The sequence below is a fragment of the Christiangramia flava JLT2011 genome, assembly GCF_001951155.1.
In the GTDB taxonomy this organism is placed as follows: domain Bacteria; phylum Bacteroidota; class Bacteroidia; order Flavobacteriales; family Flavobacteriaceae; genus Christiangramia; species Christiangramia flava.
The window spans coordinates 2,237,587-2,253,786 of sequence record NZ_CP016359.1 but is presented as its reverse complement, the minus strand read 5'-3'; the positions used below and the strand labels follow the sequence as shown (position 1 = coordinate 2,253,786).

General features: G+C 43.4%; 14 protein-coding genes. 10 read left to right on the top strand and 4 right to left on the bottom strand.

Going from position 1 to position 16,200, the window contains the following annotated elements; translation table 11 throughout:
• Window positions 1–71: 71 nt before the first annotated feature.
• Both GRFL_RS09885 and GRFL_RS09880 read right to left on the bottom strand, forming a co-directional pair.
• The gene (locus GRFL_RS09885) at window positions 72–833 is read right to left on the bottom strand and encodes an alpha/beta fold hydrolase (RefSeq protein ID WP_083644464.1); all 762 of its coding nucleotides are present in this window, start codon (window positions 831–833) and stop codon (window positions 72–74) included.
• Window positions 834–1,547, bottom strand: a complete 714-nt coding sequence (locus tag GRFL_RS09880) for a pyridoxine 5'-phosphate synthase (RefSeq protein ID WP_083644463.1) — start codon at window positions 1,545–1,547, stop codon at window positions 834–836.
• An 88-nt stretch (window positions 1,548–1,635) separates the two neighbouring features.
• On the opposite strand from GRFL_RS09880, the gene GRFL_RS09875 reads away from it, so the two are divergent.
• The 8 genes from GRFL_RS09875 to murI all read left to right on the top strand — a co-directional run bounded on the left by GRFL_RS09875 (window position 1,636) and on the right by murI (window position 9,593).
• On the top strand, window positions 1,636–2,292 hold the full coding sequence (locus GRFL_RS09875) for a CBS domain-containing protein (RefSeq protein WP_083644462.1): 657 nt from the start codon (window positions 1,636–1,638) through the stop codon (window positions 2,290–2,292).
• A 2-nt stretch (window positions 2,293–2,294) separates the two neighbouring features.
• Entirely contained in the window at window positions 2,295–3,179 is an 885-nt protein-coding gene (locus GRFL_RS09870; protein WP_083644461.1) for an NAD kinase, read from the top strand.
• A gap of 100 nt (window positions 3,180–3,279) precedes the next feature.
• Window positions 3,280–3,978 (top strand): type IX secretion system protein PorG, encoded by a 699-nt coding sequence (porG, locus tag GRFL_RS09865; RefSeq protein WP_083644460.1) that lies wholly within the window; start codon window positions 3,280–3,282, stop codon window positions 3,976–3,978.
• Complete coding sequence (locus GRFL_RS09860; protein ID WP_083644459.1) at window positions 3,979–4,719, top strand: isoprenyl transferase; 741 nt, start codon at window positions 3,979–3,981, stop codon at window positions 4,717–4,719. It abuts the gene before it with no gap.
• 7 nt (window positions 4,720–4,726) lie between these two features.
• The gene (bamA, locus tag GRFL_RS09855) at window positions 4,727–7,351 is read left to right on the top strand and encodes an outer membrane protein assembly factor BamA (RefSeq protein WP_083644458.1); all 2,625 of its coding nucleotides are present in this window, start codon (window positions 4,727–4,729) and stop codon (window positions 7,349–7,351) included.
• Window positions 7,352–7,382: 31 nt separating this feature from the next.
• Window positions 7,383–8,189: an OmpH/Skp family outer membrane protein gene (locus tag GRFL_RS09850; RefSeq protein ID WP_083644457.1), complete on the top strand. Its 807-nt coding sequence runs from the start codon at window positions 7,383–7,385 to the stop codon at window positions 8,187–8,189.
• Between the two features lie 35 nt (window positions 8,190–8,224).
• Window positions 8,225–8,737 (top strand): OmpH/Skp family outer membrane protein, encoded by a 513-nt coding sequence (locus tag GRFL_RS09845; protein ID WP_083644456.1) that lies wholly within the window; start codon window positions 8,225–8,227, stop codon window positions 8,735–8,737.
• 64 nt (window positions 8,738–8,801) lie between these two features.
• Window positions 8,802–9,593 carry a glutamate racemase gene (gene murI / locus GRFL_RS09840; protein WP_083644455.1) on the top strand — a complete coding sequence of 264 codons (792 nt, stop codon included), beginning with the start codon at window positions 8,802–8,804 and terminating at the stop codon, window positions 9,591–9,593.
• Here murI and GRFL_RS09835 read toward each other — a convergent pair.
• Entirely contained in the window at window positions 9,590–10,696 is a 1,107-nt protein-coding gene (locus GRFL_RS09835) for a PorP/SprF family type IX secretion system membrane protein (RefSeq protein WP_479873014.1), read from the bottom strand. The two genes, murI and GRFL_RS09835, sit on opposite strands and share 4 nt — an antisense overlap.
• 10 nt (window positions 10,697–10,706) lie before the next feature.
• On the opposite strand from GRFL_RS09835, the gene GRFL_RS09830 reads away from it, so the two are divergent.
• Window positions 10,707–11,627: a NifU family protein gene (locus GRFL_RS09830; protein WP_083644454.1), complete on the top strand. Its 921-nt coding sequence runs from the start codon at window positions 10,707–10,709 to the stop codon at window positions 11,625–11,627.
• 56 nt (window positions 11,628–11,683) lie between these two features.
• Here GRFL_RS09830 and GRFL_RS09825 read toward each other — a convergent pair whose 3' ends face one another.
• The gene (locus tag GRFL_RS09825) at window positions 11,684–13,951 is read right to left on the bottom strand and encodes an inorganic phosphate transporter (protein ID WP_083644453.1); all 2,268 of its coding nucleotides are present in this window, start codon (window positions 13,949–13,951) and stop codon (window positions 11,684–11,686) included.
• 114 nt (window positions 13,952–14,065) lie between these two features.
• Here GRFL_RS09825 and GRFL_RS09820 point away from each other — a divergent pair, with 114 nt between their 5' ends.
• On the top strand, window positions 14,066–16,144 hold the full coding sequence (locus GRFL_RS09820; protein ID WP_236995785.1) for a thioredoxin domain-containing protein: 2,079 nt from the start codon (window positions 14,066–14,068) through the stop codon (window positions 16,142–16,144).
• The last annotated feature ends 56 nt before the right edge of the window (window positions 16,145–16,200 follow it).

The window sequence follows — 16,200 nt, the reverse complement described above, 5'->3', positions numbered from 1 at the left end:
TAGCATAAATTGGATATTACGCAACAATTCCTACAATTTTATTATGCATACATAATAAATTTAGAAAGAATTTAAACAAATTGCAGAATGGTAGCCAGAAAGGCCTCCATCTTTTCAGCGTGAACCCAGTGACCAGCATCTTTAATAGTCACAAAACTGGCCTTCGGAAATATCGTGCGGATATTCAATTCATCCGTTTTCTCGATATAATCTGAATTTGCTCCTTTGATGAACAGTGCCGGGCCACTGTAGGAGTTACCCTCTGGAAGTGCTTCGCCGATATTCTCAATATTCTCCTTGAGCGAATCGAGATTTAATTTTAAAGACAATTGCTCCTTGGTTTTCCAATAAAGATTTTTCAGCAGAAATAAGCGAACACCTGTTTGCGGAATATATTCTGCAAGAAAATCTTCCGCATCACCGCGGGAAGTGAGTTTAGCGTCATCGAGCGCCGTTAGCCCTTTCAGGATCTGCTGGTGGTGTGGTGCGTAGTACTTGGGCGCGATATCAACCACGATCAGCTTTTCGATCAACTCTTCATTTTCACAGGCTGCAAGCATTGCCGTTTTACCTCCCATGGAATGTCCCATCAAAATGATCTTTTCCAACTGGTGTTCCTGGGAGTAAGCCACGAGATCTTCTGCCAGCAACTGGTAAGAAAACTCCACGCTGTGCGGACTTTTACCATGATTCCGCTGGTCGACCAGGTGCACCTCAAAACCCTTTTCAGCCAGATGTTTTCCTACCGTTTTCCAGTTATCACTCATCCCCAGAAACCCATGCAAAATCACAAAAGGTTTGCCCTCACCAAGTATCGTTGAATGTAATTTCATCTATTTCAAAAATTTCAAATATTGCTGAATGGTTTTTTCAAGCCCCATGAATAGCGCTTCAGAAATGAGTGCGTGCCCAATGCTCACCTCAGCCAAGTGCGGAACAGCTTTCTTGAAATACTCGATATTATCGAGAGACAGATCGTGCCCGGCATTGATTTCCAGTCCAAGTTCATGGGCCAGGCCGGCACATTCAGCATAGGCTTTTGCGGAATCTTCCTTCCCTTTGGCAAAATCGGTAGCGAACTGCTCGGTATATAATTCAATCCTGTCAGTTCCGGTTTTTGCCGCACCCTCGATCATTTTTTTGTCAGCATCCACGAAAATGGAGGTTCTAATCCCATGTTTTTGAAACTCTGAAATCACCTCTTTTAAATAGCTCTCGTATTTTATGGTATCCCAACCGGCGTTCGAGGTAATGGCGTCTTCAGCATCTGGAACCAGGGTAACCTGCGCAGGTTTTACTTCCAGCACCAAATTGGTGAATTGCTGTATGGGTTTTCCTTCAATATTAAACTCGGTAGTAAGAACCGGTTTCAGGTCGCGAACATCCTGGTACCGAATATGACGCTCATCTGGTCTTGGGTGAACCGTGATTCCCTGAGCTCCAAAAGATTCGATTTTCCTGGCAGCTTCCACTACATTAGGCACATCCCCGCCACGGGCATTTCTCAAGGTTGCGATCTTATTGATATTGACGCTTAATTTTGTCATTAGAATGTGTTTTTATTAACAAAAATACAAAGCTACCGCGGCTTGATTGAATATTATTTTGATTAATTTGCAGAAAAGGAGAGAGATTATGAGCCTGACAGAATACATACTGAACGATGTTGAAATCTTAAATCCGCACATGAAGATCGGCGAGATCAAACTGCTTTTCAACGAGCTTACTTACACGCATTTGCCGGTGGAAAGTGATGGTATTTATCTTGGCTGTATTTCTGAAAATGACGTTCGCTGTTTTGAGGCCAACAAAAGCATCGATGATTATCGTTACGCTTTGGAAGGTTTTTTTACCCGCGACACCAATTACTGGCTGGACACGCTGGAAGCTTTTGCGCAGAACAGCAGCAATATCATGCCGGTGCTGGATGAAGAAAACCACTACCTGGGATACCTCGAACTGAGCGAGATCATGACCTTATTCAATGAAACACCATTTTTAAGCGAAAGCGGAAATATTTTAGTGATAGAAAAGGCATTTAAAGACTATTCATTCAGTGAAATTTCACAAATCGTGGAATCGAACAACGCCCATATTCTGGGATCGTTTATTTCCAAAATTGAAAATGATATGGCGCAGATCACCATGAAGATCAGCCCTTCCGGAATGAATGAGATCATTCAGTCCTTCCGAAGATATGGTTACATCATCATTTCAGAACACCAGGAAGACACCTTCAATAAAAACCTGAAAGACCGTTCCAAATATCTGGACAAATACCTTAATATATAAGTATGAAAATCGGCATTTACGGGCAGTTTTACCATCCCAACGCAGCTGAATATATCGGGCAGCTGCTGGAAATACTGGACCAGAAAAACATCGAAGTTCATATTGAGGAAGATTTCCTGGGACTCATTCAGGAAAATAAGACCATTACCAAAGATTACCCGAGATTCAAGGCCTTTGAGGAACTGGACAACTCTTTTGAGCTGTTTTTTTGCATTGGCGGGGATGGAACTATCCTGAAATCGATCAATTACATCAGGAACCTGGACATTCCCATCGTTGGAATTAACACCGGGCGGCTGGGTTTCCTGGCGACCATTCAAAAGGAACAGATTCCTGAAACCATCGACGAAATACTGAATAAAAATTTCGCTTTATCGCCAAGATCGGTCTTAAGTATTGCAACCAACCCGGAAAGCGAAGACGAGATCTATTCAAATATCGCGTTGAATGAAATTGCCGTAAGCCGAAAGAACACCACCTCCATGATCACCGTGGAAACCTGGCTGGACGACCAGTTTCTAACATCTTACTGGGCTGATGGGCTAATTATTGCCACGCCAACAGGTTCTACCGGTTACTCGCTGAGTTGCGGCGGGCCGGTCATTATACCTGATACCGATTCTTTGGTGATCACGCCAATCGCGCCTCATAACCTGAATGCGCGGCCCCTGGTGATTAAAGATCATACCGTGATTAAATTAAAGGTTTCCGGAAGGGAAAACTCCCACCTGGTCTCCATGGACTCCCGAATTGCCACGCTTGAAAATGAGACCGAAATCATCATTAAGAAAGCTCCCTACACCGTCAATTTCGTGGAACTGCAACAGGACAGTTTCCTGAATACTCTCCGAAAAAAACTTTTATGGGGAGAAGATAAGCGGAATTAAGCAATAAAAACTTTCAAAAACTGTTTATAGTCATGTACAAATCTGCTCAAATTATTGCAGAGCAAACAGAATTGTTATATTTGCAAACTTTTGAAAACCTATGAGGTACCTAATTGCTTTTGTAGTTATGGCATTTTTTACGACGAGTATGCGTTCCCAGCAGTTTGAGCTAGGAGCATTTGCCGGTGGCTCCAATTTTATAGGTGACGTAGGTCGAACATATTATATTTTGCCCAATGAACCCGTAGTTGGTTTTTTGACAAAATGGAATCGCAGCCCCCGTCATGCCATTCGGTTTTCGCTCAATTACGCGAAGATCAGTGCTGATGATGCCAAGTCTGACGATACCCGTAGACAGCAGCGAGGCTATTCTTTTCAGAATAGTATTGCGGAAGCTTCCCTCGGAATAGAATTCAATTTTTTTGAGTTTGACCTGAGCGACGAACTGCCGCAAAGCACGCCATATGTTTACACCGGGATCACCTATTTCAGGGCAGACCATGTGTATCTCAAGGATGGTCGAAATGGAAAACTTTCTAATGAAGGGACCAACTGGGATTTTGCGATCCCGATGGTGGTAGGTTATAAAGAAGCGATTACCGAACATATTATTGGCGGTCTCGAAATCGGGGCGCGATATACGTTTACCGATAACCTGGACGGCAGCTGGCCGGAAGAGTATCTTGGAAGACGTGATCCAAAAATAGAATTCGGTAACCGGAATACAAATGACTGGTACGTGTTTACCGGTGTAAGTTTTACGTTCACATTTGGGCGCAAACCTTGTTATTGCTTTTAAATGAACTATAAAGAAAACATTGACCTTCAAAAGCTCCCCGCTCACATTGCGATCATTATGGATGGCAATGGCAGGTGGGCCAAGCAAAAAGGTTTTTTAAGAGCGTCCGGGCACGAAGAAGGCACTAAAGCCGTTCGTGATGTGGTGGAAGGCTGCGCAGAACTGGGAGTTCCCAATCTAACCCTGTATGCCTTTTCTACGGAAAACTGGAACCGCCCGAAACTCGAGGTCGACACCCTGATGCGTTTACTGGTTTCTTCTCTTAAAAAAGAGATCAAAACCCTTCAGGATAACGATATTCGACTTCATTCTATTGGTAATCTTGCCAGTCTTCCGAAGAAAGCTCAGAAAGAATTAACCGATGTGATCGAAAAAACCAGCGGCAACAAACGTATGACCCTTAGCCTTGCCCTGAGTTATGGCAGCAGGGAAGAGCTTACACATTGCATCAGGACGATCGCCTCAAAGGTCAAAAATGGGGAAATATCAGCCCAGGATGTTGACGATAAGCTTATAAATGAGCATCTTTACACCCGCAATTTACCCGATGTGGACCTGCTGATCAGGACCAGCGGTGAACAGCGAATCAGCAATTTCCTGCTTTGGCAAATCGCCTATGCAGAATTGTATTTTACAAAAAAACTATGGCCAGATTACCGAAGAGAAGATCTTTTCGAGGCTATTCACAATTATCAAAACAGAGAAAGACGATTTGGAAAAACCAGTGAGCAACTCAGCTAGTGCATTGATGATAAGAAAGACTATTACACTTTTTGCGCTTTTCTTTTTGATTTCTTTATCCCTTACTGCCCAGGATCTACCCCTCGGTGATTCCCAGAAATATGTGATTGGAGATATTAGTGTTTCAGGTGTTACTACCTACTCAGAAAATACCGTTATCGCATTTACGGGGCTGAAGAAGGGAGACGAAATCTACCTTCCAGGACAAAAATCAAGTGATATCATTAATAAACTTTGGAACACCAAATTGTTCAGCGATGTGAACTTATATATCACCAATATCGAAGGGAATGTTGCCGATATTGAAATTGAAGTGGTAGAAGTTCCCGTTCTTCATGAGGTGAAGTTCACCGGAATCAAAAAAGGTAAAAAAGAGGAGCTCATCGATGAAAACGACCTGAAACCGGGCGCAAAAGTCACTGAAAACCTCATCACCACGACCCAGAACTATATCGCCAATAAATACCGAAAGGACGGGTTTTTGAATGCTTCTGCGGAAATAAGAACCAGAAAATACGAAGACACTGCACAAGCCAATAGCAACATGGTTAATATGGTTGTTGATATTGATAAGGGAGAGCGCGTAAAAGTTTCCAGCATTGAATTTACGGGGAACGAAAAAATGAAGGATAAGAAGCTGCGCGGTGCCCTGAAAAATACCAAGCGCAAGAACCTCATCCGTTTCTGGAAGCGCTCAAAGTATGTTCCGGGTGATTTTGAAGAAGACAAGAAAAAATTGATCGACCGCTATAAGGAGTATGGCTACCGCGATGCACGAATACTTTCAGATACCCTTATCAAAGAAGACGAGAAAAATGTTGCCATCAAAATTGAAGTGGAAGAAGGTGATCAATATTATATTGGCGACATCAACTTCCTTGGAAATGCAGCCTTTACTGATGCCCAGCTGGAGCGTACGCTTGGACTGGACAAAGGTGACGTATACAATGGCGTCCTGATGGATGAGCGCGTGAACAGCCGTGAACCAAATAAGAATTCGATTGCCAACACCTATCAGAATAACGGGTATCTGTTCTCCCAGGTAGACCTTGTGGAAACAAATGTTTACAATGACACTATCGACTTTGAGGTACGAATCCTCGAAGGTAAAGAGACTTATTTTGACCAGATCAGGGTTGTTGGAAACACAAAGACCAAAGACCATGTGATCTATCGTGAAATGCGTACCAAGCCAGGACAAAAATACAGCCAGGAAGCCGTGGTGAATACAATCAGGGAACTTGGAGCTCTTGGATTCTTTGATGCGGAAAATCTTAGTCCGGAAATCATCAATCCTGATCCACAAGCCGGAACCGTTGACCTGGAATACCAGGTAACTGAAGCCGGAGCGAGCCAGATCGAGCTGCAAGGTGGTTACGGTGGTGGAGGTTTTATAGGAACCCTTGGACTATCGTTCAATAACTTCTCAATACAGGGATTATTTGATAAAGATGCCTACCGCCCAATCCCGATGGGAGATGGCCAGAGTCTTTCTCTTAGAGCCCAGGCCAGTACTTTTTACCAGACTTATAGCCTATCTTTCAGAGAACCATGGTTAGGCGGGAAAAGACCGGTTAGTTTGAGTACTTCTTTCAGCTATACCAGGCAGTTCTTATACGACTATGTAAACCGTGAAGCTGATAAATCTAGAAGCTTTGATATCCTTGGAGTGAGTGTTGGTTTAGCAAAACGTCTTACCTCACCAGATCAGTTCGTAACCATCTCCAATTCGATTGGTTTCCAGCGATACAATCTTAATAATTATAATACCGGGCTATTTACTTTTGGTGACGGGTTCTCCAATAACCTGTACTACCAGCTAGGGATCACAAGGGATAACACCGCTGTTAACCCAATTTTCCCAACTTCCGGTTCCAAATTCTCCGTTATCGCAAAGCTTACACCTCCTTACTCTTTATGGAATGGGGTAGATTACGGAAATCTTGAAAATGAAGACGACTACCAGCTACGTGATGATAATGGCAATTTGATCGATAATAACGGAAACAGGGTGACCGCTGAAAATTCAGTTCCCGACACTCAGAAAGTAGATCAGAAAAAATATAACTGGCTGGAGTTTTACAAAGTGAAATTTTCAGGAGACTGGTACAACACTCTTTTCAGTTTTGGACCAAGTAGCAACCTGGTTCTGAGAACTCATGCCGAATACGGTTTCCTTGGAGCCTATAACAAAGATCGGGGCGTTGTTCCATTCGAACGTTTCTATGTAGGTGGAGACGGTCTTGGAGCTTACAGCCTTGATGGTCGTGAGACCATTCAGCTGAGAGGGTATCCTAACCAGTCTATCGTACCAATAGACCGTGCACTGGACGCCAGAGACGATGGTGCGACGATCTATAATAAATATTCTTTGGAACTTCGTTTCCCAATTACCTTAAAACCTCAGGCATCAATCTATGCCCTGTCATTTTTGGAAGCTGGTGCATCGTTTGACAATTTCAGAGATTACAACCCATTTCAGTTGAACAGATCTGCTGGTCTTGGTTTGAGAATCTTTATGCCAACATTTGGATTATTAGGTATTGACTTCGGATACGGATTTGATCCAATTGTGGGGCAACAAGGTCCTAACGGATGGGAAACACACTTTATAATTGGGCAACAGTTTTAAAATGGCATGATATTTTCTATATTCGAAAAAAATGAATAAAAATATATTTAAAATATTGATTATCCTTCTCAGCGTAAGCGCCTTACACGCACAAAAGTCTATTCGCGTGGGATATATTGATATGGAATATATTTTGGAAAATGTGCCGGAATATCAGGAAGCACAGAATCAGCTTGATAATCGCGTACAGGATTGGAAAAAAGAAGCCGAACAAAAATTACAGAAGGTCACAGACATGCGCCAGAAACTGGATAATGAACGTGCCCTGCTCACCGCTGAACTGATTGAGGATCGAGAGGAAGAGATTTCTTATATGGAGCAACAGGCGAGAGATTACCAGCAAAAAAGATTCGGCCCCAATGGAGATTATATTATTCAGAAGAAACAACTGGTAAGACCGGTGCAGGACCAGGTATTTGCCGCGGTGCAGGAAATAGCCAAATTGAGAAATTTTGATTTTATTTTTGACCGCACTTCAGAAATTGGAATGATATATGCAGACCAACAATACGATGTAAGCGATCTTGTACTGAGAACGATTAAGCGTACCGCTAATCGCAAGCAACTGGAAGGAAAAGAGGAGATCCAGGAGATGGAGAAGAAAGAAGAACTCAGCATCGAGCAGGAAGAACAGCTTACGGAAAGAGAGCAAATGATCGAGCAGCGCAAGAAGGAAAGAGATTCGCTTGCAGCTGCCAGAAAAAAAGAATACGACTCCATTCGATCTGCAAAACAGGCAGAATTCGAGGCGAGAAGAAAAAGAATACTGGAAGAAAGACAGAGAAAAAGGGACTCTATCGTTCAGGCCAGGCAACAGAAGAATGATACGATAAATTAATAATTTAACCCTAATTAAACTTAACGAGAATTACGATGAAACAATTCAGAACACTTTTTATAGCTTTAGCTTTAATGATCGGTGCTACTGCCTTTACGAACGCACAGTCTAAAGTTGCGCACATTGCTACCCAGGAGCTGGTACAATCATTACCGGAGTATAAAAGCGCGATGGATCAGTTAGACAAGCTTGGAAAAACCTATGATGCCGAGATCAAAGACATGCTGTCTGAAGCTCAAAGCACCATGCAACGTTACGAAGCAGAAGCCAACACGAAGACTGATGAAGAGAACCAAAAGAGAGCTACTGAACTTCAGGCTGCCCAGAAAAGAATTCAGGATCACAGCCAGCAGGCAAGACAGGATCTTGCCAAAAAAGAGCAGGATTTACTAAGACCAATTTTGGAAAAAGTACGTACCGCTATCCAGAAAGTAGCTCGCGCTAAAGGTTACGACTACGTATTAGATTCTACTACCGGAACCGGAGTACTTTTGGCTGATGGTTACGATCTAATGCCTGATGTGAAAAAAGAATTAGGAGTACAATAATCAATCTCACATAGATTTCTTTAAAAAACTGCGTAAGACCTACGCAGTTTTTTATTTTTGATACATGGCTGATTCCTCCCCAATTGGGTTATTTGATTCTGGTGTTGGTGGCACCTCTATCTGGAAAGAGATTCATGAGCTGCTGCCTCATGAACAAACCATCTATCTTTCCGACAGTAAAAATGCGCCCTACGGCATCAGGCCGCAGGAAGAAATCATCAGTCTGTCCATAAAAAATACGGAAAAGCTCCTGGAACTCGGCTGTAAGATCATCGTGGTTGCCTGCAACACTGCCACCACAAATGCTATTAAGATCCTTAGAAACAGCTACAAAGTGCCATTTATCGGTATCGAGCCGGCCATTAAACCCGCCGCCCTTAAAAGCACTCACAAGGCCGTGGGAATTCTTGCCACCCGGGGCACCCTGAGCAGCGAATTGTTTGCTAAAACTTCGGAATTATATACCAAAGACATTAACGTGCTCGAAGTGGAAGGAAAGGGCCTGGTTGAACTCATTGAAAATGGGAAAAAGGATAGTCCTGAAATGACTGAAATCTTAACCCATTTACTTCAGCCCATGCTGGATGCACAAATAGATTACCTGGTTTTAGGCTGCAGCCACTACCCTTACCTTATTCCGCAGTTGCGTAAAATCCTTCCGAAGCATATCAGCATTATCGATTCTGGGGAAGCGGTAGCCAGGCAAACCCGTGCGATACTGGAGAAAAATGATTTGCTGAATATGGAAAATTCCATACCCATCCCCCAGTTCTACTCCAATAAAGATCCTAAAGTTCTTTCTGATTTGATACAGGCAGAAAAATTTGCCTACCAGGTAGCCTTTCTCGATTTCTAATTATTTACCGCCGGGCAATGACAATCATATCGCTGCCTGCTTTGCCCTAGATTGTAACCCAGCGTGATCTGGTGAAAGCCGCTTTTGCTCAACACTACTGAATTGATCTGGTAACTGAAGGTATATCCAAAAATAAACTTGTTCCAGCCTATCCCCACAAATGGCGTAAGGTATCGTAGTTGTTGAGATTTTACCTCCTGCCCATCTGTGGTATATTCGGCGCCTTCGAAGCTGTTGCGATAGCTTAAACCACCCCAAAGGGTGGAATTTTCAAGTTCGTAATAGGCTTTGATGTTTCCGTCTATCGCCATTTCTTCAGTAGCTTCCCGCACCTGGAACAATATCGAAGGCTCGAAGCTCCATTCATCGTTGGGATTCAGGTCCAGAACATACCCGGCAGAAACCAGGTATTTTCGCATATTGCTGGGCACAGCATCAGAATAAAACAGTTCCCGGTTAACGGACAGTAAATTCTTAGCTGCCAGGTGAAAGTAAAAATCCCGATAGAAATAAGACATTCCGAGGTCCATATTGGCAAAAATATCGGTAGAATTATTTCCTAGTGCGGGATCAAAACCAGTAAACCCGCTTTGATCGAGTCGGTGCTGGATAACTCCCAGGCTGAGACCAAAGGATAATTGATTGAGATCTGCATTGCTACGGGAAAACATCAGGTGGTAAGCAAAGGTGCCATACGCACCCAGTTTGGAATAATTTCCGTTCTCATCCCGAAATAAAATTCCCCCAACACCAATTTTATCTCCCAATCTGAAATTCGCCGCAAGCGTTTGTAAGTTGGGCGCATCCTGCACGTCGAACCACTGCGTCCTCCCGGTAAGGCGAATCTGGTCGTAATTGGAAGCGCCAGCCATGGAAGGATGTATGAGGTATAGGTTATCAGTAAGATAATCGGAATAGGTTGGAATGACTTCCTGGGCGGAAACCGAATTCAGTCCCGCACAGGTCGTGATCATAAAAATGAACAACCTGAAAATATTTGAAAAATCACTGTTAGATTTGACGAATTGGATGATTGATCGATGCCCTACCATAAAGCCCATAAATATAGGTAATACCTTGATTTTCTTTAGTATTTTTGCCAAAAATTTTGAGATGGAAGAATATTCTATAAAAATAGTTCCCACAGCAACACCGGGAATCGTCAAATTTGAAGCCAACAAATTTTTAACTCAGCATGAAAGTTTTGAGTTCAAAAATATTGATGAGGCGCAGGCCTCTCCCCTGGCTCAGCAATTATTCTACCTTCCATTCGTGAAGACGGTTTATATCGCTCAGAACTTTGTAGCGATCGAGAAATACAATATCGTAGAATGGCCAGATGTACAGAATGAAGTAGCCGAACAGATCTCTAATTACCTAAACAAAGGTGGGGAAGTGATCAAACAGGTTGAACAGAAGACCGGCAACATCCCGGTTACTGTTTATGCGGAAAGCACGCCAAATCCAGGGGTTATGAAGTTTGTGGCCAACAAAAAGCTGGTGATCAACGCCGCTGAATTCAAAAATATCGATGAGGCACAAACCTCACCTCTTGCTGTAAAATTGTTCCATTTCCCTTTCGTAAAAGAGATTTTTATCGATCAGAATTATATTTCCATCCAGAAATATGATATGGCCGATTGGAATGATATTACCATGGAATTGCGTGAATTCATCCGGAATTATATCCAGGAAGGGAATGAGGTGATCACTGCCGAAACTGACAATGCGAGCAAGGAAGAAGCCGTGGCCAAACAAGCCGAAGAACAGGCAAACTCTTTTGACAATCTTGACGCAACTTCTAAAGAGATCGTCGCCATCCTCGATGAGTATATCAAGCCGGCAGTAGCCAGTGACGGAGGAAATATTTTATTCGATAGTTACAATGCGGAAAGTAAAACCGTAAAAGTGATCCTGCAAGGTGCCTGTAGCGGCTGTCCATCGTCCACTATGACCCTGAAGAATGGTATTGAAACCATGCTTCGTGATATGCTGGCCAATCGCGTGGAACGCGTGGAGGCGATAAATGGGTAAAACTGAAAGTTCAAGAAAAATAAAAAAAGCGGCATCAAAAATGCCGCTTTTTTTGGTTAATAAGCTGTAGTTCTGGCCTCGTTATAAAATTCCTGAAACAGCTGCAACAAACTCATCGTGGAACTGATTAGATCTTTAGTTTCCAGGAGGATTCCAAAGTACAGCTTGGTGTTTTTAGGGCTGCTTTCCGAAGTTCGAATACGGGTGATCTGTTTCTGGATCAATTCACTTACATATTCCAATAGGTCCTGTTTTTCGGTCAGGAGTCGGTTGATATTGCCAAATTCATGGTTATCAAAAGTCTCTTTGATCTCATCGAAAAGCACCTGCATGCGATCATCTACTTTCTTCAGGTCCCGTATCTGGTTAAACTTGAGATTCTTATGGTTGTTGTGAACGTGATTATAGCTGTTCCTGGTTATAAAACCGATAGATTGCACCATATCCTGGAGATAATCCAGCGTGAGTATATAAAATTTACTGGCTTCCACTGAATCTTCTTCCAGTGACTTGATAAAATAGAAAATATTGCCTTTCAGCTCATCTACATCAGCTTCCAGTTTCTCGATCTTTTTATGCGATTTCTTCAGTTTGCTCAGGTCATAATACCCAAGATTATCAACGGTTCGCGTGTACATCTTGTTGATGCCGCCAATCACGTTTGAAATATTTTCCGAAGTTTCCGAAGTGATCTCGTTGATCGTAATAATATCACTTCGATTGAAACGCTTTTTATTCTTTTCGTCTTTTGACTTTTTAGAGTGCAGGATTGCTCCACGCACCACAATCGTTAGAGCCAGAAGGATCAGGACTACAAGTGCTATAATTCCGCCGAAATAAATAATACTGGCAAAAATTGCGGCAGCGGTGAATGCGACCAGGGCGGTCACGAACCATCCTCCAATCACGTTTAGCACACCGGCCACACGGTAAACGGCACTTTCGCGATCCCATGCCCGATCTGCCAGGGAAGAACCCATCGCCACCATAAAAGTCACGTAAGTTGTGGATAATGGCAGTTTCAGGTTGGTCCCGATTGAGATCAGAATACTCGCCACCACCAGGTTTACAGAAGCACGAACCATATCGAAAGCCGGTGCGTCGAGGCGTTTGCTTTTTGTATTGGCCTTATGTTCAAATTTCCGATCGATCCTGTTTTTCATGGATTCCGGAAGTACCGCGGTGATTGCATTGCTCAACAACACCGAATATCGCACGATCCCGCGAGAAAGGAAATTAGGTTCGAATCGCTCCACGCCATCTCCCTGCCGGGCCAGGTTGATCCCGGTATCCACCACAGATCTAGCCTTGCTGGAAAACCATAAAGTAGCAACCATAATCCCGCCGGCACCGATTAATAAGATTTCCGGAGTTGGAACGCTCCCCGCCAGGCCGTTCATGGCAAATTCCGAAGGCAGCACACCCGTTTGGGCATAAGCCGCCTGCCACAAGCCGAACGACTGCCAGGCCGCAATTGGAACCCCAATGAAGTTCACCAGGTCATTCCCGGCAAAGGCTAAAGCAAGGGCAAAAGTTCCAATAACAATGATGATCCTCAGGATATTCAGTTTCATCACGCTCATCAGGAACTGAGAAATTCCGGTGAAGATCACAAAGCCGATCAGAACGATCAGCCAGGTATGATTATTAATAAAAACGAAGGTTGATTCATCGATGAACGGGACACTTTTTATCCCCTTTATCAGAATAAAATACAGAATTGAAGTAAGGGAAAGTCCGCCAAAAGCCGCCCCTACATATTTCATTTTCTTTTCATACTGAAAGGAAAAGACCAGACGGGAAATATACTGAATGATCGTTCCTGTAATAAAAGCCACGAGCACGGCCAGTAATATCCCGGTAATAATCTCCGTAGCTTTGGAAGTATTGATAAAATCACCCAGTGCGGCAAGGTCGCCGCCCTGCTCGTTATATATCTTGATCACGGCAATACACACGGCCGCTCCCAATAATTCAAAAACAATGGAAACCGTTGTAGAGGTGGGTAATCCCAGGGAATTGAAAAAGTCCAGCAGGAGCACATCGGTGATCATTACCGCCATGAAAATAATCATGATCTCGTCAAAATAGAACTCTCCCGGCATGAAAATTCCTTTCCTGGCAACTTCCATGAGTCCGCTGGAAAATATCGCTCCCACGGCCACCCCAAGACTGGCGGTGATCATGATGGTTCGCATGGAAACCGCTTTTGAGCCGATCGCCGAATTAAGGAAATTGATGGCATCGTTACTCACTCCCACCACCAGGTCTGTAATAGCCAGCGCAAAAAGCGCTACAAGCATTACAATAAAAATATCTTCCATAGCCAGTTTTGTTAACAACCAGCAAAAGTCTGGCTTTTTTACTAATTAAGGCGGAAAGTAAAGTTATTAAAAGATTAATAAAAGCAGCCTTAAGCCATTGGCTATTTGGTACTTTTGAAAGAACACCGAATATTTTACGATATGCCAGATCCTGAAGATCATCCTTACACCAACGAACTCATTCATGAATCGAGTCCCTACCTCCTGCAACACGCGCACAACCCAGTAAACTGGAAGGCCTGGAATGACCAATCGCTAAACGAGGCAATTGATAATGAAAAGCTGCTATTAATTAGTGTGGGATATTCAGCCTGCCACTGGTGCCACGTGATGGAGCACGAAAGTTTTGAAGATCCGGAAGTCGCCGCCATCATGAACAAATATTTCGTAAATATTAAGGTTGATCGTGAAGAACGACCAGATGTAGACCAGGTTTACATGAATGCCGTGCAGGTCATGACCGGCGCCGGCGGCTGGCCCATGAATGTGGTGGCCCTGCCAGATGGACGACCTGTTTGGGGAGGAACCTATTTTCAAAAAAAGCAATGGATGGATGCCCTGCAACAGCTCGCAAATTTATTTCAAAAAGAACCGAAGCAGCTTTATGAATATGCTTACCGACTCGAACAGGGCCTGCAACAGCTGGACCTCGTAGATTTGCCAGAAGACCAAAAAGATTACTCACAAGAACTGTTTATCCCAATGCTGGAAAAATGGAAACGTTTTCTTGATTTTACGCATGGCGGTTCTAGCGGCGCACCCAAGTTCATGATGCCGAGCAATCTCGATTTCCTGATGCGCTGGGCTTTTCAGAATCAAAACAGGGAATTATCGAATTATGTTCAGGTGAGCCTGGATAAAATTTCTTTCGGCGGAACTTATGACCCCGTGGAAGGCGGGTTTTCCAGGTATTCGGTAGACGCTCGATGGCATGTCCCGCATTTCGAAAAAATGCTTTATGACAATGCCCAATTGCTTAGCCTCTACTCAAAAGCGTATAAACTATATCAGAAAAACTGGTATGCCGAAGTAGTGGAACAAACGGCCAGTTTTTTGCTTTCAGAAATGCGTTCGCCCGATGGCTGTTTTTATTCTGCCTATGATGCTGATAGTCCCAATTCTGAAGGAAAGAATGAAGAAGGTGCGTATTACGTCTGGACCAAAGCGGAATTGAAGGAGCTGCTGAACGAGGAATTTGACCTTTTTGCCAAATTCTATCATATCGACCAGACCGGCCATTGGGAAAATGGCAATTATGTACTTTACCGAACAGCTGATTCCCGTATTTTTGCTGAAGAGAACCAACTTTCAGAAGCTGCGTTTATTGAAAAAAAGGCAAACTGGCTGAAGTTACTGCGAGAAAATCGAAAAAAACGTGACAAACCGGGATTAGACGACAAAGCCCTTACTTCCTGGAACTGTATGACCATCACGGGCCTTTGTCACGCTTACCAGGCGGTTCAAAATCCTGCATTCCAACAGGCAGCGCTGGAAACCTTCAGCTGGCTGGAAAATAACATGTTGCAGGAAAATGGGCGACTGTTGCATTCATATAAAAACGGAAAGTCTTCAATCAACGCTTATCTGGAAGATTATGCATTTGCGATTGAAGCAGCGATAAGCCTGTTTGAAACCTTTTCCGAAGAAAGATTTCTGGAATTTGCAGAAAAACTTACCGAAATTGTGAAAATAGATTTTGCAGACGCAGCCAACCCACTTTTCTTTTTCACCTCCTCCAGTGACCGGAAACTGGTAACTCGCACCAAAGAACTCACCGATAATGTCATTCCTGCCTCCAATTCGGTTATGGCTCGAAACCTGTTCAAATTAGGAAAACTTACGGCAAAAAATTCCATAATCGCTGAAGCTTCGGAAATGCTTCAATGTCTTTTGGAAAAGATTCCCGAATATCCGCAATATTATTCCGGGTGGTTGGATCTGCTGATGAATTTCACCCATCCGTTTTACGAAATTGCTATTTGCGGGGAGAATTTTGCTGAAATTTCCGAAGAGATCCAGGAAAGTTATATTCCGAATTCGATCCTCATAGCCGGCGATCAGCATTCCTCGCTCAAATTACTGGAAAACCGATACCAACCTGGAAAAAACCTGATCTACCTATGCGAAGAGGGCAGCTGCCAGCGACCAACCGACTCAAAAGCGGGTGTAATGGCCCAAATACGGCAAGTTTAACAAAAATTACACATAGTTTTTCCCAGTTTTTTTTACCATTAACCCCGAAATCAAAA